This is a genomic window from Streptomyces sp. NPDC026672, assembly GCF_040638185.1.
In the GTDB taxonomy this organism is placed as follows: domain Bacteria; phylum Actinomycetota; class Actinomycetes; order Streptomycetales; family Streptomycetaceae; genus Streptomyces.
Genome location: NZ_JBEZXS010000032.1, coordinates 62,028 through 86,752, shown reverse-complemented (window position 1 = coordinate 86,752; position 24,725 = coordinate 62,028). Strand labels below are relative to the sequence as shown.

Annotated in this window: 19 protein-coding genes and 1 pseudogene; 17 read left to right on the top strand and 3 right to left on the bottom strand. The window is 73.4% G+C overall.

The window, feature by feature from the left end:
• Nucleotide 1: 1 nt before the first annotated feature.
• The 7 genes from AB0F77_RS30895 (at nucleotide 2) to AB0F77_RS30865 (ending at nucleotide 9,253) form a co-directional block, all read left to right on the top strand.
• Complete coding sequence (locus AB0F77_RS30895; protein WP_361954987.1) at nucleotides 2-814, top strand: hypothetical protein; 813 nt, start codon at nucleotides 2-4, stop codon at nucleotides 812-814.
• A gap of 30 nt (nucleotides 815-844) precedes the next feature.
• Nucleotides 845-1,477, top strand: coding sequence for a bifunctional 4-hydroxy-2-oxoglutarate aldolase/2-dehydro-3-deoxy-phosphogluconate aldolase (locus AB0F77_RS30890; protein ID WP_361954986.1), 633 nt, complete (start codon nucleotides 845-847; stop codon nucleotides 1,475-1,477).
• Nucleotides 1,474-2,358, top strand: a complete 885-nt coding sequence (locus tag AB0F77_RS30885; RefSeq protein ID WP_361954985.1) for an SMP-30/gluconolactonase/LRE family protein — start codon at nucleotides 1,474-1,476, stop codon at nucleotides 2,356-2,358. The genes AB0F77_RS30890 and AB0F77_RS30885 overlap by 4 nt, the downstream gene beginning before the upstream one ends.
• Before the next feature lie 311 nt (nucleotides 2,359-2,669).
• Nucleotides 2,670-3,668 (top strand): sugar kinase, encoded by a 999-nt coding sequence (locus AB0F77_RS30880; protein ID WP_361955002.1) that lies wholly within the window; start codon nucleotides 2,670-2,672, stop codon nucleotides 3,666-3,668.
• Between the two features lie 63 nt (nucleotides 3,669-3,731).
• Nucleotides 3,732-4,691 (top strand): helix-turn-helix domain-containing protein, encoded by a 960-nt coding sequence (locus AB0F77_RS30875; RefSeq protein ID WP_361954984.1) that lies wholly within the window; start codon nucleotides 3,732-3,734, stop codon nucleotides 4,689-4,691.
• Complete coding sequence (locus tag AB0F77_RS30870; RefSeq protein ID WP_361954983.1) at nucleotides 4,688-5,734, top strand: NAD-dependent epimerase/dehydratase family protein; 1,047 nt, start codon at nucleotides 4,688-4,690, stop codon at nucleotides 5,732-5,734. Before AB0F77_RS30875 ends, AB0F77_RS30870 begins: the two co-directional genes overlap by 4 nt.
• A 144-nt stretch (nucleotides 5,735-5,878) precedes the next feature.
• The gene (locus tag AB0F77_RS30865) at nucleotides 5,879-9,253 is read left to right on the top strand and encodes a pyruvate carboxylase (protein ID WP_361955001.1); all 3,375 of its coding nucleotides are present in this window, start codon (nucleotides 5,879-5,881) and stop codon (nucleotides 9,251-9,253) included.
• A 728-nt stretch (nucleotides 9,254-9,981) separates the two neighbouring features.
• Here AB0F77_RS30865 and AB0F77_RS30860 read toward each other — a convergent pair.
• Together AB0F77_RS30860 and AB0F77_RS30855 are read right to left on the bottom strand one after the other, a co-directional pair.
• Nucleotides 9,982-10,611, bottom strand: coding sequence for a 2'-5' RNA ligase family protein (locus tag AB0F77_RS30860; RefSeq protein WP_361954982.1), 630 nt, complete (start codon nucleotides 10,609-10,611; stop codon nucleotides 9,982-9,984).
• 13 nt (nucleotides 10,612-10,624) lie between these two features.
• Entirely contained in the window at nucleotides 10,625-12,073 is a 1,449-nt protein-coding gene (locus AB0F77_RS30855) for a helix-turn-helix transcriptional regulator (RefSeq protein WP_361954981.1), read from the bottom strand.
• A 471-nt stretch (nucleotides 12,074-12,544) separates the two neighbouring features.
• On the opposite strand from AB0F77_RS30855, the gene AB0F77_RS30850 reads away from it, so the two are divergent.
• The 9 genes and pseudogenes from AB0F77_RS30850 to AB0F77_RS30810 all read left to right on the top strand — a co-directional run bounded on the left by AB0F77_RS30850 (nucleotide 12,545) and on the right by AB0F77_RS30810 (nucleotide 21,355).
• The gene (locus tag AB0F77_RS30850) at nucleotides 12,545-13,024 is read left to right on the top strand and encodes an ATP-binding protein (protein ID WP_361954980.1); all 480 of its coding nucleotides are present in this window, start codon (nucleotides 12,545-12,547) and stop codon (nucleotides 13,022-13,024) included.
• A gap of 99 nt (nucleotides 13,025-13,123) precedes the next feature.
• Nucleotides 13,124-13,953 (top strand): annotated as a pseudogene (locus AB0F77_RS30845) (helix-turn-helix transcriptional regulator).
• Between the two features lie 140 nt (nucleotides 13,954-14,093).
• Nucleotides 14,094-15,149: an enoyl-CoA hydratase/isomerase family protein gene (locus tag AB0F77_RS30840; protein ID WP_361954979.1), complete on the top strand. Its 1,056-nt coding sequence runs from the start codon at nucleotides 14,094-14,096 to the stop codon at nucleotides 15,147-15,149.
• Between the two features lie 58 nt (nucleotides 15,150-15,207).
• Nucleotides 15,208-15,723, top strand: coding sequence for a MarR family transcriptional regulator (locus AB0F77_RS30835; protein ID WP_361954978.1), 516 nt, complete (start codon nucleotides 15,208-15,210; stop codon nucleotides 15,721-15,723).
• Between the two features lie 47 nt (nucleotides 15,724-15,770).
• On the top strand, nucleotides 15,771-17,585 hold the full coding sequence (locus AB0F77_RS30830; protein ID WP_361955000.1) for an MFS transporter: 1,815 nt from the start codon (nucleotides 15,771-15,773) through the stop codon (nucleotides 17,583-17,585).
• A gap of 74 nt (nucleotides 17,586-17,659) precedes the next feature.
• The gene (locus AB0F77_RS30825) at nucleotides 17,660-18,217 is read left to right on the top strand and encodes an isochorismatase family cysteine hydrolase (protein ID WP_361954977.1); all 558 of its coding nucleotides are present in this window, start codon (nucleotides 17,660-17,662) and stop codon (nucleotides 18,215-18,217) included.
• 88 nt (nucleotides 18,218-18,305) lie between these two features.
• The gene (locus AB0F77_RS30820) at nucleotides 18,306-18,764 is read left to right on the top strand and encodes a MarR family transcriptional regulator (RefSeq protein ID WP_361954976.1); all 459 of its coding nucleotides are present in this window, start codon (nucleotides 18,306-18,308) and stop codon (nucleotides 18,762-18,764) included.
• Nucleotides 18,765-18,810: 46 nt separating this feature from the next.
• Entirely contained in the window at nucleotides 18,811-20,532 is a 1,722-nt protein-coding gene (locus tag AB0F77_RS30815; RefSeq protein ID WP_361954975.1) for an MFS transporter, read from the top strand.
• A 358-nt stretch (nucleotides 20,533-20,890) separates the two neighbouring features.
• On the top strand, nucleotides 20,891-21,355 hold the full coding sequence (locus AB0F77_RS30810; RefSeq protein WP_361954974.1) for a hydrolase: 465 nt from the start codon (nucleotides 20,891-20,893) through the stop codon (nucleotides 21,353-21,355).
• Nucleotides 21,356-21,688: 333 nt separating this feature from the next.
• On the opposite strand, the gene AB0F77_RS30805 is transcribed toward AB0F77_RS30810, so the two are convergent.
• Nucleotides 21,689-22,186 carry an Lrp/AsnC family transcriptional regulator gene (locus tag AB0F77_RS30805; RefSeq protein ID WP_361954973.1) on the bottom strand — a complete coding sequence of 166 codons (498 nt, stop codon included), beginning with the start codon at nucleotides 22,184-22,186 and terminating at the stop codon, nucleotides 21,689-21,691.
• Between the two features lie 234 nt (nucleotides 22,187-22,420).
• Here AB0F77_RS30805 and AB0F77_RS30800 point away from each other — a divergent pair, with 234 nt between their 5' ends.
• Nucleotides 22,421-24,700, top strand: coding sequence for a pyruvate dehydrogenase (locus tag AB0F77_RS30800; protein WP_361954999.1), 2,280 nt, complete (start codon nucleotides 22,421-22,423; stop codon nucleotides 24,698-24,700).
• Nucleotides 24,701-24,725: the final 25 nt, after the last annotated feature.

Genomic DNA, 24,725 nt, shown 5'->3' with positions numbered 1-24,725 from the left:
CGTGACCCTGGAGATCGTCACCGACCCGGCGCACGGCGGCCGTTGGACCTCGCTGCGCGCCGGGGGACGCGAATGGCTGTGGCACTCCACCGCGACCGGCCGCGACCGGGTGTCGCCGGGCGACGCCTTCGTGGACGCGGGCGGCCTGGAGGAGTGCGTGCCCACCGTGCGCGGCACGCCCGACCACGGCGACGTCTGGGCCCGGCCCTGGACCCGCGAGGGCGCCACCGACACCGTGCGCGCCGACCGGTTCACCCTGGCCCGCACTCTGCGCGCCACCGCCGGCGGCGCCGAGGCCGACTACGTGCTCACCGCCGACCCCGGCTTCCGCTTCGTGTGGGCCGCCCACGCCCTGCTCGACCTCGGCCCGGACGCGACCGTACGACTGCGGCCGGGCGCCCGCACCCGGCTGCACCCCGAGGCCGCCCCGCTGCTCGACCGGCCCTGGCCGGCCGGCGCCCCCTGGGCCGAGGGCGACTGGCCCGCCCCGCTCGGGCTGTCCCTGGACCGGTTCGGACCCGACGACGGCACCGCGGTCGGCGCCGTCGTCGACACCCCCGACGCCTGCGTCCACGACGGCGCCGACCGGCTCTCCTTCGCCCTGGAGGCCGACGGACAGCCGCTGTCGACGGCCCTGTGGCGCAACCTCGGCGGCTTCCCCGCCGAACACCCCTACCGCAGCACGGGAGTCGAGCCGATGCTCGGCCGCGCCTTCGACCTCGCCGACGCGGGCCCCGGTGACGCGGCGGTCGTGCCCGCCGCCGGTGAGGTCCGCTGGCGGCTCACCCTCGCTGCCTCCTGCCGCTGCCCCTGAACCCGCCCTTCCGTACAAGGAGTTGTGTCCGTGGACCTGCAAGCCGCCCTGGCCGTCCACCGCTTGGTCGCCATCGTGCGCGGCGACGACCCCGAGGCCGCGCTGCGCACCGTGCTCGCCCTGGCCGACGAGGGCATCGAACTGATCGAGGTGTCCCTCAGCGGCAAGGACGCCCTCGGCGTCATCGAGCGCGCCCGCGCCGCCCTCGGGCCCGAACGGCACCTCGGCGCCGGCACCGTCCTCACCGCCGACGACGCCCGCGCCGCCCACCGGGCCGGCGCCGACTTCGCCGTCACCCCCGGCCTCGGCGACGGCGTCGTGGAGGCCCGCGCCCTCGGGATGCCGGTCCTCGCCGGGGTGATGACCCCGACCGAGGTCGTCGCCGCCCTGGCGCTCGGCGCCGAGGCGCTGAAGATCTTCCCCGCCGCCCAGGCCGGCGGCGTCGGCTACCTCAAGGCACTCAGGGCGCCGTTCCCGGACGCGGCGTTCGTGCCCGTCGGCGGGGTCGACGAGGCCGCCGCGCGCGCCTATCTGGCCGCCGGGGCACGCGCCGTCGGCGTCGGCTCCCCGCTGATCGGCGACGCGGCCGACGGCGGCAGCACGACCGCCCTGCGCGAGCGCGCCCGCGCCTTCCGCACCGCCGTACTGGAGACCGCCCCGTGACCGACGCACCGGCCGCCACCCGCCCCGACCGCCTGGAACTCGGCGAGGGCATCCGCTTCACCGGCGGACGCCTCGTCCTCGTCGACATCCTCGCGGGACGGCTGCTGACCGCACCCGACGACCCCACCGCGCCCCTGGAGACGCTCGCCCGCCTCGACGTACCCCTGGGCGCGGTGGCACCGGTGGCCGGCCGGCCCGGCGGCTGGATCGCGGCGGCGGGCACCGGCATCTGCCTGCTCGCCCCCGACTCCACGCCGACCTGGCTCGCCCGGCCGGAGGCCGACGCGCGGCCCGCGCTGCGCATGAACGACGGCACCGCCGACCCCTCCGGACGGTTCTGGGCGGGCAGCATGTCCTACGACGCGGACCCCGACGCCGGTTCGCTGTTCCGGGTGGACCACGATGGCACGGTGGTGCGGGTCCTGGAGGGCATCACCGTGCCCAACGGGCCCGCGTTCACCGCGGACGGGCGGACCATGTACCTGGCGGACAGCGCGCGGGGCGTCGTGCGCCGCTACCCGGTCGACCCGGGGACGGGGGAACTCGGCGGGCCGACGGTGTTCGTCACGGTCGACGACGGCAGCCCCGACGGGATGACCGTCGACGACGAGGGCGCCGTGTGGATCGCCGTCTGGGGCACCGGGACCGTGCGCCGGTACCTGCCCGACGGCACGCCGGACCGGACCGTCCGCGTCCCCGCGAGCCAGCCGGCCGGCGTGTGCCTCCAGCACGACGTCCTGCACATCACGTCGGCGACGGTCGGCCTCCCGGCCCCCGGCCCCCACGACGGCGCGGTCTTCTCCCTCCGCGTGGGCGTCCCCGGCCCCCCGACGGCCATGTTCCGCCCCTCCTTCTCCGTGGCTCCGGAGGCCGGCGGATGAGCGCGTCCTGGCCCCCGGGCCGCGACACCGACGACATGCCGCACGGCGCGAAGCCCACCCGCAGGTCACCGGGCGGTACGGACACCGCGAGCGGGACCGCCGCGAGCGAGGGCGCCGTGCCCCCGCCGACCGCCGCGCCCACCGGCGAACGCGCGGACGGACGGCCCTCCGCCGCCGCGGACGGGACGTCGCGTGCGGGGCGCCGCTCGTCCGGCCGGACCGGATCCGACGGGACGAGGCGTGTGCCGGCGGATGGCCGCGGGCCGGGAAGCGGCGCCCGCCCGGACGCCGGTGGCGGCGAGGTGGAGGCCGTGCCCGCGACCGTCCGGCCTGGCGAGGGCGCGTGGCGGCCCCGGGACGGGAGCGTCGTGTGTGTGGGGGAGACCATGGTGGCGCTGGCGCCCGAGGACGGGGGCCCGCTGGACGACACGGGCAGCCTGCGGGTCTCCGTCGCCGGCGCCGAGTCCAACGTGGCGATGTACCTCGCCGACCTCGGCCGCCCCGCCGTATGGCTCTCCGCCCTCGGCGACGACCCCTTCGGGCACCGGGTGCGCGCCGCCGTCGCCGCGACCGGGGTCGACGTGTCCGGCGTACGGCACGACCCCGACCGGCCCACGGGCGTGCTGGTCAAGGACCCGACGCCCACCGGGACCCGCGTCCACTACTACCGGCGCGGCTCGGCGGCCTCCGCCCTCGGCCCCGACGTCCTCGACGCCCCCGCCCTCGCCGCGGCCACCCTCCTGCACCTCACCGGTGTCACCCCGGCCCTCTCCCCGACCTGCCGCGCCCTGGTCGAGCGGGCACTCGCGACACCGCCGCACCGGCGGCCGTACGCCGTCAGCTTCGACGTGAACCACCGCCCCGCCCTCTGGCCGGAGGGCACCGCCGCCACCGTCCTGCGCGACCTGGCCGACCGCGCCGACATCGCCTTCGTCGGCCTAGACGAGGCCCAGCGCCTGTGGGGCGACCACCTCGACGCGCACGGCGTGCGCAAGGTGCTCGGCGGGCCGCGGCTGCTCGTCGTCAAGGACGGCGGCCGGGCGGCCACCGCCTTCAGCGACGGCCACGAGGTCACCGTGCCCGCACTGCGCACGGAGGTCGTGGAACCGGTCGGCGCGGGCGACGCGTTCGCCGCCGGATTCCTCGCGGGGCTGCTGGCGGACGGCGACCTCACCCGCGCCCTGCGCCTCGGCCACGTCACGGCCTCCTCCGCGCTCCGGGTGACCGGCGACCACGGCCCCCTGCCCGACCCGGCGACCCGGGACCGACTGCTCTCCCTGAGCGTGCGGGAGTGGGCCCGGCGCGACTGACGCCCCCAGCCTCTCCCTCCCACGGCCAGGATGAAATCCCTGGTCAGCCGTACGGTGAGGGGCATGGTCACGGGAACGGAACTGGGGGAGTACCTGCGGGCGCGGCGGGAGCGGCTGCGGCCCGAGGAGTTCGGGCTGCCGGCCGGCGGACGGCGGCGCACACCGGGGCTGCGCCGGGAGGAGGTCGCCCACCTCGCGGGCATCAGCCCCGAGTACTACATGAGGCTGGAGCAGGGCCGCGACCGGCACCCCTCCGAACAGGTCCTGGAGAGCATCGCCCACGCGCTGCGCTTCGACCGCAACGAGGAGGCGTACCTCCACGACCTGGCCCGCCCCGGCCGCCCCCGGCGCCGCCGCGGCTCCCGCGCCGAACGGGTCGGCGACGGCGTGCGCGCCCTGATCGACAGCTGGCCGCTGACCCCCGCCGTCGTCCAGGGCCCGTACCTGACGACCCTCGCGGCCAACCGGCTCGCCGTCGCGCTCAGCCCGTACTTCGCGCAGGGCGTCAACACCCTCCGCGCGGCCTTCCTCGAACCGGAGATGCGGGAGTTCTACCGGGACTGGGACGCGATGACCGCCAAGGCCGTCGCCCAGCTGCGCACCCTGATCGGCGGCGGTCACGAGGACGACCCGAGGCTCGCCGCGCTGATCGGCGAACTCAGCCTGCGCAGCGACCGCTTCCGCACCCTGTGGGCCCGCCGGGACGTCCGCCACACCACCAGCGGCGTCACCCTGCTGCGCCACCCCCTCGTGGGGGACCTGGACCTGCGGTACGAGAAGTTCGCCCCGCTCGCGGCGCCGGGCCAGATCCTCGTCACCTACCACGCTCCGCCGGGCACCGACTCCCACGAACGGCTGCTGCTGCTCGCCCAGTTGGCGACCCCGGCCACCGAACCCTCCCGCACCGCCGCACCCGATCCTTCCCGCACCGCCGCACCCGATCCTTCCCGCACCGCCGCACCAGATCTCTCCCGCCCCACCCCACCCGATCCCTCGCACACCGACAGAAACGGAACGACATGACCGGCACGACCGTACTGGTGACCGGTGGCACCGGTTTCCTCGCCACCCGCTGCGTCGCCCAGGCCCTCCGGGCGGGCCACCGGGTGCGCACCACCGTCCGCTCCGCGCGGCGCGAGGACGACGTCCGCGCCGCGGTGGCCGCCGCAGGCGCCGACGCGGGCGACGCCCTGTCCTTCGTCACCGCCGACCTGACCTCGGACGACGGCTGGCAGCGGGCCGTCGCCGGATGCACCTACGTCCTGCACGTCGCCTCCCCCTTCCCGCCCGCGCAGCCGGAGCACGAGGACGAACTGATCGTGCCCGCCCGCGAGGGCACCCTGCGCGTCCTGCGCGCGGCCCGCGACGCGGCCGTACGGCGGGTGGTGGTCACCTCCTCCTTCGCCGCCGTCGGCTACGGCCACCCCGACACCGAGCGGCCGTTCACCGAGGACGACTGGACGGACGTCACCGCGGACATCTCCCCGTACGTGAAGTCCAAGGCCCTCGCCGAACGCGCCGCCTGGGACTTCGCCGGGGACACGGACGGCGGCCCGGAGCTGACCGTGGTCAACCCCGTCGGCATCTTCGGCCCCGTCCTCGGCCCCGACCACGCCTCCTCGATCGACCTGATCAGGTCGCTGCTCGACGGGAACCTGCCCGGCACACCGCGGCTGCACTTCGCCGTCGTGGACGTACGGGACGCCGCCGATCTGCACCTGCGCGCCATGACCAGCCCGCAGGCGGCCGGGCGGCGGTTCATCGCCGCCGCCGGGGACGCGGTCTCGCTGCACGACATCGCCCTCGTCCTGCGCGAGCGACTGGGCGACGCGGCGAGCCGGGTGCCCGCCGAGGACCTGCCCGACGACGTCGTCCGGCGGCTCGCTGAGACCGTCCCGGCGATGCGCGAGGTGGCGGCCGGCCTCGGCCGGGTCCGGCACGTGGACGGCTCCCTCGCCCGCCGTGTGCTCGGCTGGGCACCCCGCTCCACGGCCGACGCCGTCACGGCGACGGCCGAGAGCCTGCTCGCCCTGGGCCTGGCCGGGGACGCCGCTCCACGGCCGTGACCGGGCCCGCCCCGGGGGACCGGCGTCGATCTCGTGTCCGCGGTCTTCTGCGGTTCCCGGCCCGCCCCTAACGTGGCCGCGTGGCAGGGCAGCGGTGCTGCCGACACGATGGTGTTCGTCGCCGCCGGGCTGAAGGGGTCGAGGATGTTCCGCAAGGTGCTGGTCGCCAACCGTGGGGAGATCGCCATCCGGGCGTTCCGTGCCGGCTACGAGCTGGGCGCGCGGACGGTCGCCGTCTTCCCGCACGAGGACCGCAATTCCCTCCACCGGCTCAAGGCCGACGAGGCGTACGAGATCGGCGTCCCGGGCCATCCGGTGCGGGCGTACCTGTCGGTGGACGAGATCGTGGCCGCCGCCCGCCGGGCGGACGTCGACGCCGTCTACCCCGGCTACGGCTTCCTGTCCGAGAACCCGGAGCTGGCCCGGGCCTGCGAGGAGGCCGGCATCACGTTCGTCGGGCCGAGCGCGGACACCCTGGAGCTGACCGGCAACAAGGCGCGGGCGGTGGCCGCGGCCCGCGCCGCCGGAGTGCCCGTGCTCGGCTCCTCGGCGCCCTCCACCGACGTGGAGGAACTGGTCAGGGCCGCCGACGAGGTCGGCTTCCCCGTGTTCGTGAAGGCCGTCGCGGGCGGCGGCGGACGCGGCATGCGCCGGGTCGAGGACCCCGACCGGCTGCGGGAGTCCATCGAGGCGGCCTCCCGCGAGGCCGCGTCCGCGTTCGGCGACCCGACGGTCTTCCTGGAGAAGGCCGTGGTCGACCCGCGCCACATCGAGGTGCAGATCCTCGCCGACGGCGACGGCCACGTCATCCACCTCTACGAACGCGACTGCTCGGTGCAGCGCCGCCACCAGAAGGTCATCGAGCTGGCCCCCGCCCCCGACCTCGACCCGCGGCTGCGGGACCGGATCTGCGCGGACGCCGTGCGCTTCGCCCGCGAGATCGGCTACCGCAACGCGGGCACCGTCGAGTTCCTGGTCGACCGCGACGGCAACCACGTCTTCATCGAGATGAACCCGCGCATCCAGGTCGAGCACACCGTGACCGAGGAGGTCACCGACGTCGACCTGGTCCAGGCCCAACTGCGCATCGCCGCCGGGGAGTCGCTCGCCGACCTCGGGCTGTCCCAGGAGACGGTCACCCTGCGCGGCGCCGCCCTCCAGTGCCGTATCACCACCGAGGACCCCGCCAACGGCTTCCGCCCCGACACCGGCCGGATCAGCGCCTACCGCTCGCCCGGCGGCTCCGGCATCCGCCTCGACGGCGGAACCACCCACGCCGGTACGGAGATCAGCGCGCACTTCGACTCCATGCTGGTCAAACTCACCTGCCGGGGACGGGACTTCGCGTCGGCGATCGGCCGCGCCCGGCGAGCCGTGGCCGAGTTCCGCATCCGCGGCGTGGCCACCAACATCCCCTTCCTGCAAGCCGTCCTGGACGACCCGGACTTCCAGGCCGGGCGCGTCACCACGTCGTTCATCGAGCGGCGCCCGCACCTGCTCACCGCCCGCACCTCCGCCGACCGCGGCACCAAACTGCTCACCTACCTCGCCGACGTGACCGTCAACAAGCCCCACGGCGAACGCCCCCACCTGCCGTCCGCGCTCACGAAGCTGCCCCCGCTGCCGGAGGGCGAGCCGCCCGCGGGCTCCCGGCAGCGGCTCGTCGAACTCGGTCCCGAGGGCTTCGCCCACCGGCTGCGCGAGTCGCCGCTGCTCGGCGTCACCGACACCACCTTCCGCGATGCCCACCAGTCGCTGCTCGCCACCCGGGTGCGCACCAAGGACCTGCTCGCCGTCGCCCCCGTCGTGGCCCGCACCCTGCCCGGACTGCTGTCCCTGGAGTGCTGGGGCGGCGCCACCTACGACGTCGCCCTGCGCTTCCTCGCCGAGGACCCCTGGGAGCGGCTGGCCGCGCTGCGCGAGGCCGTGCCCAACATCTGTCTCCAGATGCTGCTGCGCGGCCGCAACACCGTGGGCTACACGCCGTACCCGACCGAGGTCACCGACGTGTTCGTGCAGGAGGCCGCCGCCACCGGCGTCGACATCTTCCGGATCTTCGACGCGCTCAACGACGTCGGACAGATGCGGCCCGCGATCGACGCCGTGCGGCAGACCGGCACGGCCGTCGCCGAGGTCGCCCTCTGCTACACCGCCGACCTGTCCGACCCGTCCGAACGCCTCTACACCCTCGACTACTACCTGCGGCTCGCCGAGCAGATCGTCGAGGCGGGCGCCCACGTCCTGGCCGTCAAGGACATGGCCGGACTGCTGCGCGCCCCCGCCGCCGCGACCCTGGTCTCCGCGCTGCGCCGGGAGTTCGGGCTGCCGGTGCACCTGCACACCCACGACACGGCGGGCGGCCAGCTCGCCACCTACCTCGCGGCGGCGCAGGCGGGCGTGGACGCGGTGGACGGGGCCGTCGCCTCCATGGCCGGCACCACCTCGCAGCCGTCGCTGTCGGCGATCCTGGCCGCCACCGACCACTCCGAGCGGCCCACCGGGCTCGACCTCCAGGCCGTCGGGGACCTGGAGCCGTACTGGGAGAGCGTCCGCCGGATCTACGCGCCCTTCGAGGCGGGCCTCGCCTCGCCGACCGGGCGCGTCTACCACCACGAGATCCCCGGCGGCCAGCTGTCCAACCTGCGCACCCAGGCCGTCGCGCTCGGCCTCGGCGACCGCTTCGAGGACATCGAGGCCATGTACGCGGCCGCCGACCGCATCCTGGGCCGGCTGGTCAAGGTCACCCCGTCCTCCAAGGTGGTCGGCGACCTCGCCCTGCACCTCGTCGGCGTGGGCGCCGACCCGGCCGAGTTCGAGGCGGCACCCGACCGGTTCGACATCCCCGACTCCGTGATCGGCTTCCTGCGCGGCGAGTTGGGCACCCCGCCGGGCGGCTGGCCGGAGCCGTTCCGCACCAAGGCGCTCCAGGGACGCTCCGGGGCGCGGCCCGTCCAGGAGCTGACCGCCGAGGACCGCACCGGCCTGGAGAAGACCCCGCGGGCCACCCTGAACCGGCTGCTGTTCCCCGGTCCCGCCCGGGAGTTCGAGGCGCACCGGCAGACCTTCGGCGACACCGGTGTCCTCGACAGCAAGGACTTCTTCTACGGGCTGCGCCCCGGCACCGAGTACGCCGTGGACCTCGAACCCGGCGTACGGCTCCTCATCGAGCTCCAGGCGGTCGGGGACGCGGACGAGCGGGGCATGCGCACGGTGGTGTCCACCCTCAACGGGCAGCTCCGCCCGCTCCAGGTGCGCGACCGCTCCGCCGCCTCCGACGTCCCGGTCACCGAAAAGGCCGACCGCGCCGACCCCGGCCAGGTGGCGGCGCCGTTCGCCGGTGTGGTCACCCTCGCGGTGGAGGAGGGCGACGAGGTGGAGTCGGGGGCGACGGTGGCCACCATCGAGGCGATGAAGATGGAGGCGGCGATCACGGCTCCCCGGGCGGGCCGGGTCACGCGTCTCGCCATCAACCGCATCCAGCAGGTGGAGGGCGGCGACCTGCTGGTCCAACTAGGCTGACACACCCGCGCGCCGCTCACCCAGGCGGAGTGCCGCGCCACCGGCGGCGCGGTCATCCCACTCCCCCGGCTTCCAGGGCGTCTGCTGGTGGTTCCTGCCCGACGGCACCCTGGACAGCGCCCAGATCACCGACATGCTGCCGCGTTTCTGAGTCTTCGGGGCGGCAGCGGCCAACGCCCGACAGGCCGGCCGAGGGGCTGTTCCACTGGGCGGCACCTTCGGGAGCACGCCCCCGACCGTCACGCCGCCGACTCGTCGTCGGACGTCGGTTCGTCCACCCACCGCACGGCGCCCGCGAGGTTCGCGGCGGTGCCGGCGGTGGAGGTCGAGCGGCGGACGGCGCCGTTTGCGGTAGGCCGCGACGGTCGTCGGGTGGGCTACGGCGAGCCCGGCGGCGCGGACCCTCGTTGGACCAGGGCGCCCCGGACGGCGGCGCAACGGGGCTGACGAACTGGGATGACGTCCTTGGCTCTGCCCGCACGCTGTCCGACTGGGCGGACCAGCACCTGATTTCGTGGTCGGTGGACCCTGGGCGTCTTCCGCGTGGAGAACGGGGGCGAGAGGATCTGGCCCATGAGAATTCTCGTCATCGGCGGTACCTGGTTCCTGGGGAAGTACATTGACCTCTCCGGTTTCTCCGCAAGCTTGGCGCTTTACCGCATCAGCGCGTCGCGTTCGGTGGTGAGTTGCTGATTCCGGCGGGTCGATCCCGCCGTACTCCCACGGTGTCACCCGAGAGGCACTGTCGCGTAGGACTGCCACTCGTACATCTGGTTGTCGCGGTGGATGACGATGAGCTCCGCTGCACTGATGTGTGCGGGTGCCGACCGGGTGTCGAGAGTGGCCAGGGCCTCGACGATGGGGGCGACAGGGCCGTCGGCGGCGGAGTAGGCGACAGACATGTGCGGGGTGAAGCCGTCGGCCTGCTCCGGGACGTTGGGAGCGCCCAGGACGTCCGCCATGGCGGCCCGGATCGCGTTCCGTACGGATCGGACGGGCTCGCTGGGGCGGGCCGGCAGCAGGACGGCTTCGGAGTCGATGGTCTCCGGCCCGAACTGGACGTCGAAGGCGGGGACGGCGGAGAGACGTGACCGGGCTGCGCCCACGACGGCCTCGATGTCGCTCTCCGCGATCTCCTCGACGAAGTTGATGCCTTGCATGGTGAGGTGCAGCCACTGGTCGGGAATGAGCGTGAGTGCCGGTTCCAGGGGGGTGAGGGCGGAACGGTATTCGGCGGCGAGCCGGTGCACGTCGTGTTGTCCCTCGAAGGTGATGTGCCAGGTGTAGAAACGGCGGCCCACGCTCCATCCGGGTCGCCACCACCAGTGATTGCGCATGCTGCTGGGTTCAGTTGTCATGGCGGTGATCCAATCAGGCGTCGTCGCGCCCTGACGAGAGTGCCGCAAGACGACGGGGCGCGGAGTCTCGCCCGAATTCATCGATCGCCGCGCGCAGGCCGACAACGGCCCTGCCGGCCACTCGGATCTGGCCGAGGCCGGCGCCGAGTTGCATCAGTCTGTCGGTGACGGGGGCCAGACGCCGGTCCGGGGAGAGTGTGAGCACCGGCCGTAACGCCTCGTATGCGCCGTCGAGCTCCGCGAGATGCAGGTGTGCCGCCGCGCGGCTGATGTGGATCTGTGCGACGGTGCCGTACGCCCGCACCGGCTGGGCGTTGATGAGGCAGAGTGCGCGGTCTGCGGATTCCAGGGCGTCGGTGGGCCTGCCGATGCGCAGTTGCGCGGCGGCGGCGTAGTTTTCCTGCCGTGCGGGCGTGCAGGCGAACAGGCCGCCGATGTCGTCCGCACCGGCGACGGCTTCCCGGGCGGCTTCGGCACGGGTGAGCGCGTCCAGTGCCTCGTCGACGGCTCCGAGTTGCGACCACGCGTCGGCTTCCTGGCAGGCGAGCAGAACGGTCACCGTGCCGCAGGGTGAGTAGGAAGCTCCGCGACGGGCGTGCTGGAGGGCGTCATCGAGCCGTCCGTTCCAGAAGGCGGTCTTGGAACGGACGGACAGGATCCAGGCCCGGAGTGTGTCGCTGCGGGCCAACTCTGCGCACAGCCATGCCGTCTCGCTCTGCGTCTCGGCTTCCGCGATGTGACCCAGGTCTGAGGACATCCAGGCAAGCAGGCTGCACAGATAGCCGCTGATCGTGTAGAGCTCCCTGGCCTGGTGCGGGTGTTGGTGGCCGCCCAGCAGCCGACCGACCTCGGCACGCAGTTCGCGGGCGCTGTTGAAGAGGGCCATGGGGGTTGAGTCCGGTTGGACGTACTGAGAGGCCAGCAACTGCGTCTGTCCCCACAGTTGTTCGAGGGAGAAGGAGCCGACGTTGGTGGTCTCCGCCCAGCGTGCCCAGGTCAGGGACTCGTCCGCGGCCAGTTGCACCAGTTCGGCCCCGCTGGGCTCGGCGTCAGCGGGGGTCATCCGGTTGAGGACAGCCAGTTCCCATGCGGGCAGTTCCGCTCGGTCCTGGAGGTCAAGCAAATCCTCCACTTGACATCCGTAGACGTCGGCGAGCGCGATCAGGACAGGGATCGTGGGTCTGCGCCGAGTGGACATGACCGGCCAGCGTTCCCACTTGCTGACGGTGGAGGTCTCCGCAGCGATTGTCTCGCCCTGCTGGCCACTTCTGTCGTTGAGGCGGTCGGCTACCTGTTGCAGGGACCAGCCATGGGCGTGGCGCCAGGCTTCCCGCGGTCTGAATCCGAAGTGCGTCCGCATCTCCGCTGCGACGGCAGCAATGGGGCTGCCCAACTCGGTCATCCGGCGCCGCAGGGCGTCCCTTGCCACCTTCGAGTTCTTGGCTGATGACGGCGTGCTCATGCCCTGCCCCCTGGGTGTCGTCGTCGGCCAACCGTAGACCTGCGGTTTGGCAAACCGTTCCAGATGGTGAGGGTCCTCGGCCCCGGTGTGCCGAAAAACGTGAGTAGGAGAGCTTTTCTTGCAGGTCACAGTACTGTCTGGCATCCGGAAAATTTGGTTACGGCTGACCGTGACGCCACCGTGCGGGTCTTGAAACCGTAGGAGCAGGACACCAGCCGTCTCCGGGGCTCCGCGTGCGACCCGCGGAGCCTTCCTTTCCTGCCCGGTCGACAGTCCATGTCGGCCAGCAGCTGAAACGGCGGTCTGGCGCCCTCGTCAATGACCGGGTCACCGGGTGAGGAGCATTCAGGTCAGCCGCGCGTCCCCGTCGCGGCGACGGGCTCCTCCTCCGGTGGCCCGCTCCTCCCGCTGCGTCACCGAGGTTCTGATGTCTTCACTTCTGACTTGCCGCCCGTCCGGAGATGGTGCGTTATGACGACGACAGCCGTATGGCTGTCCCGCGCGGTCCTGTACCGCGACCGGGACGTGATGGACGAGCGGATCGAGCTCCGGTCCAGCACCCGTGGCGCTCAGCCCTGCTCTGAAGACGCCGCCCGTGTAGGCGCCATACGCCGGATCGCCGCCGCACGTCTTCGGTACTGCGGCCTGGACGCCCTGCGCGATGACGTGATGCTGGTCGTCTCCGAGCTGGTGACCAACGCGGTGCTTCACGCCGGTACGAGCGAAGTCCGCGTGAGCATGACGGTCCGGGACGGCTTCCTGGTCGTCACTGTCGTCGACGGCGTTCCGGGGGCTGCGGCGACCAGGCACACGGACGGGAACTCGGAGTCCGGGCGGGGCCTGGAACTGGTCGAAGCCGTGGCGAGAGTGCATGGCGGTTCCTGGGGAACGAGCAACGCCGGCGCGGAGACCTGGTGCCGCCTCGCGGTACCCCCGCAGATACAGCCGTGAGTGCGTACGTCGTCACCCCCCAGCTGGGCAATCCGAGGCCCCGCCACCGGCCATTCCTTGAAATCCAGGACCCCGCTGACAGTGAAGAAAAGGTCGTCCGTGACCAACATCAACGTGCTCGATCCGGGCGCCTCGCCGCTCGATTACTACGGATCCGAACTCCGCCGGCTCCGGGAGAGAGCGGGCCTGACGCAGCGGCAGCTCGGTGACATGGTCGCCTATACGGGGTCACTCGTCGGTCAGATCGAGACCGCCAGGAAGCTGCCCACGGCGGAGTTCAGCGCACGGGCCGATGCCGCTCTGGAGACGGGTGGGCTGCTGTCCCGGCTCGTGGATCTGGTCCTGAGGAGCCGACTCCCGAGGTGGTTCCGGGAGATCGCGGAGCTGGAAGCACGGGCGACCGAGATCTGCACCTTCCAGATGGGCATGGTCCATGAACTGTTGCAGACCCGGCCCTACATCCATGCGGTACTCCGCGCGTTCGAAGAGACCGAACCCGAGGACCGGACCGCCGCGCGGCTGACCCGGCAGCGCGTCTTCGAGAAGGAGAGACCGCCGGTCTTCTGGATGGTTCTCGGCGAGGCCGCACTGCACCAGGAGATCGGGGACCGGGAGATCATGCGTGGGCAACTCGCCCATCTGGCCACCTTCGAGTGCAACACCCGGGTCAACGTTCAGGTGCTGCCGTTCTCGGCCGGAGCGCACCCGGGGCTCACGGGCTCGTTCACCGTGTTCCGGTTCGGGGCCGATCCGGCCGTCGTCCATGCCGGGGGGGGTACGGAGCCGGGCATCCGACGGCAGACGCGAAGACGGTCGGCAGTTGTTCGCTCCGGTACGACCACCTCCGGGCCGCCGCACTGTCCATCAAGGACTCGGCGCAGCTGATGCGGCGCATGGCGGAGGACCGCTACGGAGAGCGGGCGAGGTAAGGGGGAGGGGGAGCGCCACAGGGTCAACCGTCCTTCGTTCACGGGGAGTTCGTGGGTTGGGGGAGGGCTGGTGCGGAGGCCGGGGCGGGGGTTCGGCATTGTGGGGGTGTGGAGATCGATCACGCACCCGAGGAGGCCGGATGACCGGCAGTGGGGAATCCGTTCTGTTGCGCACCGCCGGGCGCGCCGCGTACGTCACGCTCAACCGGCCCCGGGCCATCAACGCCCTGAACCACGAGATGGCCCGCCGGATCGACGCCGCGCTGAGCGCGTGGGAGGACGACCCGGCCGTCGAGACCGTCGTGCTGACCGGCGCGGGGGAGCGCGGGCTGTGCGCCGGCGGCGACATCCGCGCCGTGTACGACGACGTCCGGGACGGCGACGGCAGCCGCGCCGCCGCGTTCTGGCGGGACGAGTACCGGCTCAACGCCCGCATCGCCCGTTACCCCAAGCCGTACGTCGCCCTCATGGACGGCATCGTCATGGGCGGCGGCGTCGGCCTGTCCGCGCACGGCAGCGTACGGATCGCCACCGAGCGCTCGCGCATCGCCATGCCCGAGACCGGCATCGGTTTCGTCCCCGACGTCGGCGGCACCCACCTCCTCTCCCGCGCCCCCGGCGAACTCGGCACCCACCTCGCCCTGACCGGCGTCGCGGTGGGCGCCGCCGACGCCCGGCTGGCCGGGCTGGCCGACCACTGCGTGCCCTCGGCCGTCCTGCCCGCGCTGCTGGCCGACCTCGCCGACAAACCCGTGGCCGAGGCCCTCGCGCCGCACCTCGTACCGCCCCCGCCGGGCGAGCTCGCCGAGGCACGGGGCTGGATCGACGCCTGCTACGCAGCCGACACCGTCGAGGAGATCGTCGAGCGGCTGTCCGCCGACGGGCGCACCCCCGCCAAGGAGGCCGCGCAGACGCTGCTCGCCAAGTCGCCCACGTCCCTCAAGGTCACCCTCGCCGCGCTGCGCCGCGCCCGGCGGCTCGGTTCGCTGGAGGAGGTCGTCGACCAGGAGTACCGCGTCTCCCTCGCCGCCCTCACCGCCCCCGACCTGGTCGAGGGCATCCGCGCCCAGGTCGTCGACAAGGACCGCGCCCCGCGCTGGTCCCCGGCCGGCCTCGCCGAGGTCACCGACGCCGACGTGGAGCGGTTCTTCGCGCCGCTGGGCGAGCGGGAACTCGGACTCGCCCCGTGCGCTTGATTACTCAGGCTTGGTTGAACAGTCCAGACTGATAAACCTATTGTTATTACCTGTGGAAGTGGAGAAAGCAGCAGGTCACAGCACATCCGGCAAAGACGGGGACACCCGCAAGGACGGGGACACCGGCGGCACCGGGGACGTCGGCAAAACCGGGGACACCGTCCCGCTCGCCGCCGCCCTGCGTCTGGCCGTGGCCCGGATCACCCGTCGGCTGCGCCAGGCGCACGCCGTGGGCGACGTGTCCCTGTCCGGCGTCTCGGTCCTGGCCCGCCTCGCGGGCGCCGGACCCGACTCGCCGGGCTCGCTCGCCGCGCTCGAACGCGTCAGGCCCCAGGCGATGGCGACCACCCTCGCCGGACTCGAACAGCGCGGACTGGTGCGCCGCACCCCCGACGCGACCGACGGCCGGCGCACCATCGTCGTGATCACCGACGACGGGCGCACCGTGCTGGAACAGCGCCGCTCGGAGTCCGTGGGCCGGCTCGCGCACGCCCTCGCGGAGTTCACCCCGCGGGAGCGCGCCGTCCTCCACGACGCCCTGCCCCTCCTCGACCGACTGGCGGAACGACTGTGAGCGCACACCCGGCCGACGGCACCGCACGCGGCGGACTCCTCGCACGGATCGCCCGCCCCAAGGACACACCCCCGGGCCCCGGCTACAAGTGGGTTGCCCTGTCCAACACCACGCTCGGCGTCCTGATCGCCACGATGGACGCCTCCATCGTGATCATCTCCCTGCCGGCCATCTTCCGCGGCATCGGCCTCGACCCGCTCGCCGCGGGCAACATCGGCTATCTGCTGTGGATGATCCTCGGCTACCTGCTGGTCTCGGCGGTGCTCGTCGTCGTCCTCGGCCGGCTGGGCGACATGTTCGGCCGGGTCAGGATCTACAACCTCGGCTTCCTGATCTTCGCGATCGCCTCCGTGGCCCTGTCCCTCGACCCGTTCCGGGCCGGTGCCGGAGCCCTGTGGCTGATCCTGTGGCGCGTCGTGCAGGCGTTCGGCGGTTCCATGCTCACCGCCAACTCCGCCGCCATCCTCACCGACGCCTTCCCCGCCCGGCAGCGCGGCACCGCCCTCGGCATCAACCAGATCACCGCGCTCGCCGGCCAGTTCCTCGGTCTGCTCGCCGGCGGTCTGCTCGCCGCGGTCGACTGGCGCGCGGTGTTCTGGGTGAGCGTCCCCGTCAGCGTCACCGGGACCGTCTGGTCGTACCTGAGCCTGCGCGAGACGGCGTCCGGCAGGCGCGGCCGGGTCGACTGGTTCGGCAACGTCACCTTCGCCGCGGGCGCCGGCATCCTCCTCGCGGGCATCACCTACGGCATCCAGCCCTACGGCACCAGCGCCACCGGCTGGGGCAACCCGCTGGTCCTGACGGGCCTGATCGGCGGCGTCGTCCTGCTCCTGGTCTTCTGCGTCGTCGAGACCCGGGTCGCCGAACCCATGTTCCGGCTCTCCCTGTTCCGGGTGCGGGCCTTCGCCGCGGGCAATCTGGCCGCCCTGCTGACCGCGATCGCGCGCGGCGGACTCCAGTTCATGCTCATCATCTGGCTCCAGGGGATCTGGCTGCCGCTGCACGGCTACGACTTCGAGGACACCCCGCTGTGGGCCGGCATCTTCATGCTGCCGCTCACTGTCGGCTTCCTCGTCGCGGGGCCCCTCTCCGGATACCTGTCCGACCGGTTCGGCGCGCGGCTGTTCTCCACCACCGGACTCGTCGTGGTCGCCGCCTCCTTCCTCGGGCTGCTCGCCCTGCCCGTGAACTTCGACTACGGCCTGTTCGCCGCCCTGCTGCTGCTCAACGGCCTCGGCCAGGGCATGTTCTCGGCGCCCAACACGTCGTCGATCATGGGCAGCGTGCCGCCCGAGTACCGGGGCGTCGCCTCCGGTATGCGCTCCACGTTCCAGAACTCGGGCACGGCCCTGTCCATCGGCGTGTTCTTCTCGCTGATGGTCTCGGGCCTGGCCTCCTCGCTGCCGGCCACGCTCAGCCAGGGCCTCAGGGCGGGCGGCGTTCCCGCCGCCACGGCCGAGCAGGCCGCGTCGCTGCCACCGGTGAGCACCCTGTTCGCGACGTTCCTCGGCAACAATCCGATCAGCCACCTGCTCGGCTCCAGCGGCGCGCTCGACCGGCTGAGCGACGCCCAGCGCGAGGCGCTGACGGGCCACACCTTCTTCCCGCGGCTGGTCTCCGGGCCCTTCCACCACGGCCTGACCATCGTCTTCGGCGTCGCCGCGGCCATGGCCCTGATCTCCGCGTTCGCCTCGGCCCTGCGCGGCCGCGACGCCTCCACCGCCGGACGCCCGACGAAGGAGGCCCCGGCGACCGGCCCCCGCGCGGACGACCCGGACGACATGAACGACACGGACGGCACGGACGACTCGAACGAGGCGGACGGCGCACCTACCGCAGGGGCCCGGCGCCCCGCCCGGTGACCCCACCTCCGACCGATCACCTCGCACCGACCATTTCACCCCCCACCTCTGAACCGATCCGAAAGGACCCAGGCATGGCGAACAGCGCCCTGCTCGTGATGGACGTCCAGCGCTCCATCGTCGACCGCTTCCAGGACGGCGGCGGTTACCTGCCGCGGCTGCGCGAGACCGTGGACGCCGCCCGCACGGCCGGCCTGCCGGTGATCTACGTGGTCGTCCGCTTCCGCGACGGCCACCCCGAGATCAGCACCCGCAACGAGGCGTTCGGCGCCGCCGCGAGCGCCGGTGCGTTCACCGAGAGCGACCCGGGCAGCGAGATCCACCCCGACGTGGCGCCCCGACCCGGCGACGTCGTCGTCACCAAGCGGCGCGTGAGCGCGTTCGCGGGCAGTGACCTCGACGTCGTGCTGCGCGCGGGCGGCATCGAGCACCTCGTCCTCACCGGCATCGCCACCAGCGGTGTCGTGCTGTCCACCCTGCGGCAGGCCGCGGACCTCGACTTCCGGCTCACCGTCCTGGAGGACGTCTGCCTCGACGGCGACCCCGAGGTGCACCGTGTGCTGACCGAGAAGGTCTTCCCGCGCCAGGCCGACGTGCTGACCGCCGCGGAGTGGATCAAGACCCTCGGCTGACACTCCTCCCGCCCGACCCCGGTGCGGTCACGCGACGGCGCGGCCGCACCATCTTGTTTCATGCTACATCTAAGTGCATAATGCCGTTATGCATCATCGGGTCACGGGTCCGGCGGTCACCGACGCGTCGGCGGAGGAACTGATCACCGCCGTCGAGCAGATGGTCCGCTTCGTCCGCCACAGCGCCACCGCCGGCGGCCTCGGCACGGCCGCCTCCGCCGTCATGGCCCGGCTCGGCCGCGAAGGCCCCCAGCGCCTGACCGAACTCGCCCGTGCCGAAGGCGCTTCCCAGCCCAACATGACCCAGCTCGTGACCCGGCTGGAGCGGGCGGGCCTGGTCCGGCGCACCGCGGACCGCAGCGACGGCCGTGGTGTGCTGGTCGCGGCCACCGACACCGGCCTTGACGTCCACCGGCGGCGCCGCGCCGAACGCACCGCCGCCCTCCGGGACCTCGTCGGCGAACTGGCCCCGCCCGAACGGCAGGCGGTCCTGGCCGCCCTGCCCGCCCTCGCCCGCGCCATCGAGGACCGCCGGGCCCGCTCCTGACCCGTACGCCCCTCCCGTCCCCCAACGCTCCGGAAGAGAAGCGCACATGAGTGCACCGCACGCACCGGCTGCCAGCCCCTTCAAGCAGCCCAGGGCCGTCTGGGCCGTCGCGTTCGCCTGTGTCATCTCGTTCATGGGCATCGGTCTGGTCGACCCGATCCTGCCCGCCCTGGCCGACAGCCTGCACGCCACGCCCAGTCAGGTCTCCCTGCTGTTCTCCAGCTACCTCATCGTGACCGCGGTCGCCATGCTGATCGTCGGCTGGTTCTCCAGCCGCTTCGGCGCCAAGCGCACCCTCGTCATCGGGCTCGCCGTCATCGTCGTCTTCGCGGGGCTCGCCGGCACCTCCGGCTCCATCAACGGCATCGTCGGCTTCCGCGCCGGCTGGGGACTCGGCAACGCCCTGTTCATCGCCACCTCCCTCGCCGTGATCGTCGCCTCGGCCAGCGGCGGCTTCGGCGGCGCGATCATCCTCTACGAGACCGCGCTCGGCCTCGGCATCGCCGTCGGACCGCTGCTCGGCGGCGAGTTGGGCGCCATCAGCTGGCGCGGGCCCTTCTTCGGCGTCGCCGTGCTCATGGCCGTCGCCCTCGTCGCCACCGTGGCGTTCGTGCCGTCCCTGCCGAAACCGGACCGCGTCACCTCGCCCCTCGCCCCGATCCGGGCGCTGCGCCACCGCGGCCTGCTGACCATGGGCATCATGGCGCTGCTCTACAACTGGGGCTTCTTCACCATGCTCGGCTACGCGCCGTACCCGATGGAGCTGAGCGCCCATCAGCTCGGTCTGGTCTTCACCGGCTGGGGTCTGCTGGTCGCCGCGTTCAGCGTGTTCTTCGCCCCGCGCCTCCAGGCCCGGTTCGGCACCGCGCCCGTCCTGTACGCCAATCTGCTCGGCCTCGGCGTCGTGATGGCCGTCATCGCCGCGGGCGTCGACAGCCCGGCGGTGGTGATCGTCGCGGTCGTCGTCAGCGGCGCGTTCATCGGCATCAACAACACGCTCACCACACAGGCCGTCATGCTGGTCTCGCCCGTCGAGCGCCCGGTCGCCTCCTCCGCCTACGGCTTCCTGCGCTTCATCGGCGGCGGCCTCGCCCCGTACGTCGCGGGCAGGCTGGCCGACGCCACCGACCTGAGCGTGCCCTTCTACCTGGGCGCCGCCACGTTCGTCCTCGCGATACCCGTGCTCGCCAGCGGCCACCGGCTGCTGCGCGCGGCCGAGTCGGGCACCGGGGCGGCCGGGCCGGTCGCTCCTGCCCTCACCCCCGTGGGCGCGGCCCCGACCGGCGGCACGCCCCCGGTGATCGTCGCCGTGGGCGCCCACGACCGCGCCGCCGGGATCGTCGACACCGCGGCCCGGCTCGCCCGGGACACCGGCAGCCCGCTGGAGGTCGTCCACGTCCGGCAGACCGCCGTGGTGGAGGAACAGGCCGTCGACACCGAGACGCCCGAGGCGGCCCGCGCCGCCGTCCGGGCCCACCTCGACCGGCTGGCCGCCCGGGGCGTCGCGGCCACCGGGCAGATCCTGACCAGCGTCGGCGACCACGCCGCCGCGGGCCGGGTCCTCGCCCAGCACGCGGCCGACGTCCGCGCCCGCACCCTCGCGGTCGGCCGCTCGCCGCGCGGCCCCGTCGCCCAGTTCGCCGACGGCAGCCTCACGACCGCGCTGATCCACACGGCCACCTGCACCGTGGTCCTCATCGACCCCGACACCGACCCCCGCCCCCTGACCCCGGCCACCCTCGACGAACTCCGGACCGCCCACGACTGACGCCCCGCGGGCGACGCACGCCGTCCGTCCCCGCACGGCCCCGAGGGCGACCGGGCGGAGTGCCCGAACCCACCCCGCCCGACTTCCGGTGTCCTGCGCCGCACGGGCTCCGGGGGAGTGCGGTCACGGCAGGGAAGGAGAGGGCGGCCACCGCGTGGTGGAGGCTCCGGTGCCACGTCCTTCCGCGGACGGGCTCAGGTGGCCTCCTTGCACGGCCCGGAGCGCTTGTCACCCTCGGGCCGGCCCGGGGGTGACGCCGCCGGTCTCCCGCGTCGCACGCATGTCCCGCCCACTCGGGAGACCGTCCGACGCCGTGCGGACCGGGCGCACGTGGGGTCGGCGCGGGCATGCTGGGGAGATGGACCCCTTGCTCGACCGGCTGTCGCCCGGAATGCTGTGTGTGCCGTACGTCGGGGCCCGGTACCCCGGGTCCCGGGCGGTCGCCGAGACGCCCGGGGTGGAACGGGGCGCCAACTGCCAGCTGTTCGCCTACGCCGTCCTCGCCCACTTCGGGCTGTCCGTACCCCCGTTGCGCTCCAGCGAGCTGTGGACGGACACCGCGTCCACGGTCCGCGTCCGCGCCGCCGGACCGCTCGACCTGCTGCTGTTCAACGCCACCGACGATCCCTACGGCGCCCACGTCGGCGTACGGCTGCACGAGGACCGCGTGCTGCACCTGTGCGCGGAGGCCGGCCGCCCCGCGGTCTGGCCCCTGGCGGAGTTCGCCCGCCGTGAGCGCTACCGGGTCCTGCTCGGCGCCAAGCGGGCCCTGCTACGTATCGACGGCTCCCCGTACGTGGTCCCCGCTCCCCCCGGTACGTAGGTCCGCGCCCGGCCCGGCCGCCGGATCCCGCAGCGCGGCGAGATAGACCCGGCACAGCTCCTGCCCCGCGGCGCATCTGCGGGGCACACAGCTCGGACAGCCCCGCACATGGTCCACGTACGCCTCGTAACGGCCCAGCGCGGCGGGCCGGATGGATTCCCTCATGCCACTGCTCCCCGTGAATCGTTCCTCCCCGCGGCGCGCGCCGCGGGGAGGACGGCATGCCTCCACCTTCGGGCCCCGCACGGCCCCGGCGGCGGACAACACGGCGGGATCCGTATACGGAAACCCGGTACGTACGGCCGGCGGGACGGGGTCCCGGCGCGCACCGGGTCAGCGGCCGCCCCGCGGGGCCCCGCCGCCGGCCGCGCGGTGCAGCAGGGGGGTGAGCCGGTGCGGGACCAGCTCCCGCATGGCGAGCGAGGTGGCGGTCCGCTCGACGTACGGGATCGCCAGGATCTGCCCGGCGATCCGGTACAGGTCCTCCGCGTCGCAGGCGACCACCCGCACCAGCAGATCGGTCTCGCCGCTCAGCCCGAACACCTCCACCACCTCGGGGATGCGGGACAGGGCCTCGGACACCTCCGCGAGCCGCGGCTGGTCGACCCGCGCCGTGACGAACGCGGTGAGCCGGTAGCCCATCGCCCGCGGCAGGATGCGGCGTTCGAAGGAGCCGAGCGCCTCCTGCTCCAGCCGGCCGAGCCGCGCCTGCACGGTGTTGCGGGACAGGCCCAGCCGCTCGGCGAGGGCGACGACCGTGGCCCGCGGCTCGGCCGCCAGGGCGAGCAGGATGCGGGCGTCGGTGGGGTCGAGCGTCCGTCCACTGTCCACGCTGTTCACCACGGGCCCTCGTCTCCGGGAAGTTCTGAGCAGAATGCTCAATCAGCAAGCGATGACTTGTGCAGTTTACGGCTGGCCTGTCTACTCGTGCAGCAGAAGGTCAACCCCAGTCAGAGAGCCGATCCGCCGAGCCGAGCGGCGTGATGGAGGTGAGCCGAGGTGGTTTCCCAGATGGCGCCGGAGGGCGTCGAGGACACGGGCGGTGCCCGGGAAGACGGGCACCGGATGCTGGAGGCGGTCGAACGGCGGGTGCTGTGGCTGTCCACCGCGATCGTCGACCACGCCAACCGCGTACGCCCCAACCCCTCAGGTCTGAAGGTCGGCGGCCACCAGGCGTCGAGCGCGTCCATGACCACGATCATGACGGCGCTGTGGTTCCACACCCTCGCCCGCGAGGACCGGGTGTCGGTCAAACCGCACGCGTCCCCCGTGCTGCACGCCGTCAATTACCTCCTGGGCGACCTGGACGCGTCCCGGCTGACCACCCTGCGCGCCTTCGGCGGACTCCAGAGCTACCCCAGCCGCACCAAGGACCCGGTCCCCGCGGACTACTCCACCGGCTCCGTCGGCCTCGGCGCCACCGCCCCGGTCTGGGGCGCGATCGCCCGCCGCTACGTCGAGGGCCACTTCGGCGGCGCGGGCACCGGACGCCAGTACGCGCTGCTCGGCGACGCGGAACTCGACGAGGGCGCCTGCTGGGAGGCCGTCCAGGACCCCTCGGTGGCGCGGCTCGGCGAGGTCGTGTGGATCGTCGACCTCAACCGGCAGTCCCTCGACCGGGTGGTCCCCGAGATCGCCGCCGACCGGCTGCGCGGGATGTTCGCCGCGGCCGGCTGGCAGGTCATGACCGTCAAGTACGGGCGGCTCCTGGAGGAGCTGTTCACCCGCCCCGGCGGCCCGGACCTGCGCACCCGCCTCGACACCATGGGCAACGCCGAGTACCAGCGGCTGCTGCGCTGCGCCCCCGCACAGCTGCGCGAACGGCTGCCCGGCGGCGGGACGACCGCCGCGCCCGTCGCCCGACTGATCGCGGGGCTCGACGACGAGGAACTGTCCGCCGCGTTCCGCAACCTCGGCGGGCACGACCTGCGCGCCCTCACCGACGCCTACGACGCCATCGACGACACCCGGCCCACGGTGATCTTCGCCTACACGGTCAAGGGCCACGGCCTCGCCAGCGAGGGCCATCCGCAGAACCACTCCTCCCTGCTGACGGATCGGCAGATGCGCGACCTCGCCGGGCGGCTGGGCACCGACCTCGACGACCCGTGGGCGCCGTTCCCCGCCGGCAGCGCCGAGGCGGACCTGTGCGCCCGCACCGCCGAGCGCCTGCGCCGCCCCGCCCTCCCGCCGCGGCGGCCCCCCGAGCTGCCCACCGACCTCGGGCGCACCCCGTCGGGCGTCGGCAACACCCAGCAGGCGCTCGGCCGGGTCCTGCTCGACCTGACGCGCACCGCCCCGGAGGCCGCCCGGCGCGTCGTCACCGTCAGCCCCGACGTCAGCTCCAGCACCAACCTGGGCGGCTGGCTGAACAAGGTCGGCGTCTGGTCGCCCACCGAACGTCCCGACTGGTTCGCGGACGACGCCGAGACCCTGCTGCACTGGCGCGAACACCCCCTCGGCCGACACGTCGAACTCGGCATCGCCGAGACCAACCTCGTCGGGCTGATCGGGGAACTGGGCGCCACCTGGAGCCGCTGGAGCGAGCCCCTGCTGCCGATCGGCGTGCTCTACGACCCGTTCGTCAACCGGGCGCTGGAACCCTGGTCGTTCGGCATGTACTCGGGCGGGCAGTCGATCCTCGTCGGCACCCCGTCCGGGGTGAGCCTCGCGCCCGAGGGCGGCGCCCACCAGTCCGTGACCACCCCCTCCCTCGGCATCGAACAGCCCGGATGCACGGCCTACGAGCCGGCGTTCGTGCTCGACACCGAGTGGTGCCTGCTCGCCTCCCTCGCCCGGCTGGGGCGGCCGGACGGGCAGTCGGCGTACCTGCGGCTGTCGACCCGGCCCGTGGACCAGGGCCTCGCCGACGTGCCGTCCGATCCGGCCGCGCGCGAGCGGCGCAGGCGCCAGGTCGTGGCCGGCGCCTACGCGCTGCGGCGGCGGACCCGGCCCACGGTGACGATCGCGGCGATGGGCGCGACCGTGCCGCAGGCACTGGAGGCGGCCGACCGGCTCGACGCCCTCGGGCAGCGTGCCGACGTCGTCTGCGTCACCAGCCCGGACCTGCTGTTCCGCGCGCTGCGGGCCCGCGCGGGCCGCGAGGAGGGCTCCTCCTGGATCCTCGACCAGGTCTTCCCGGCCGAGCGGGCCGCGCCCCTGGTGACCGTGGTCGACGGCCACCCGCACACGCTGGCGTTCCTCGGCACGGTCGAGAACGTACCGGTCGTCCCCCTCGGCGTGAGCCGCTTCGGGCAGAGCGGGAGCATCGAGGACGTGTACCGCCACCACGGCATCGACACCGACGCGATCGTCACGGCCGCGCTGGACGTCTGCGAAGGCTGAGCCGCGGCCCGTCGGCCCGCCCGAG

Bases quoted from the DNA above. Each gene is read 5' to 3' on its own strand.
- AB0F77_RS30875 (WP_361954984.1), top strand. From the start codon at position 3,732: ATGGTCACGGGAACGGAACTGGGGGAGTACCTGCGGGCGCGGCGGGAG.
- AB0F77_RS30870 (WP_361954983.1), top strand. From the start codon at position 4,688: ATGACCGGCACGACCGTACTGGTGACCGGTGGCACCGGTTTCCTCGCC.
- AB0F77_RS30865 (WP_361955001.1), top strand. From the start codon at position 5,879: ATGTTCCGCAAGGTGCTGGTCGCCAACCGTGGGGAGATCGCCATCCGG.
- AB0F77_RS30860 (WP_361954982.1), bottom strand. From the start codon at position 10,611: ATGACAACTGAACCCAGCAGCATGCGCAATCACTGGTGGTGGCGACCC.
- AB0F77_RS30855 (WP_361954981.1), bottom strand. From the start codon at position 12,073: ATGAGCACGCCGTCATCAGCCAAGAACTCGAAGGTGGCAAGGGACGCC.
- AB0F77_RS30850 (WP_361954980.1), top strand. From the start codon at position 12,545: ATGACGACGACAGCCGTATGGCTGTCCCGCGCGGTCCTGTACCGCGAC.
- AB0F77_RS30840 (WP_361954979.1), top strand. From the start codon at position 14,094: ATGACCGGCAGTGGGGAATCCGTTCTGTTGCGCACCGCCGGGCGCGCC.
- AB0F77_RS30825 (WP_361954977.1), top strand. From the start codon at position 17,660: ATGGCGAACAGCGCCCTGCTCGTGATGGACGTCCAGCGCTCCATCGTC.
- AB0F77_RS30820 (WP_361954976.1), top strand. From the start codon at position 18,306: ATGCATCATCGGGTCACGGGTCCGGCGGTCACCGACGCGTCGGCGGAG.
- AB0F77_RS30815 (WP_361954975.1), top strand. From the start codon at position 18,811: ATGAGTGCACCGCACGCACCGGCTGCCAGCCCCTTCAAGCAGCCCAGG.
- AB0F77_RS30810 (WP_361954974.1), top strand. From the start codon at position 20,891: ATGGACCCCTTGCTCGACCGGCTGTCGCCCGGAATGCTGTGTGTGCCG.
- AB0F77_RS30800 (WP_361954999.1), top strand. From the start codon at position 22,421: ATGCTGGAGGCGGTCGAACGGCGGGTGCTGTGGCTGTCCACCGCGATC.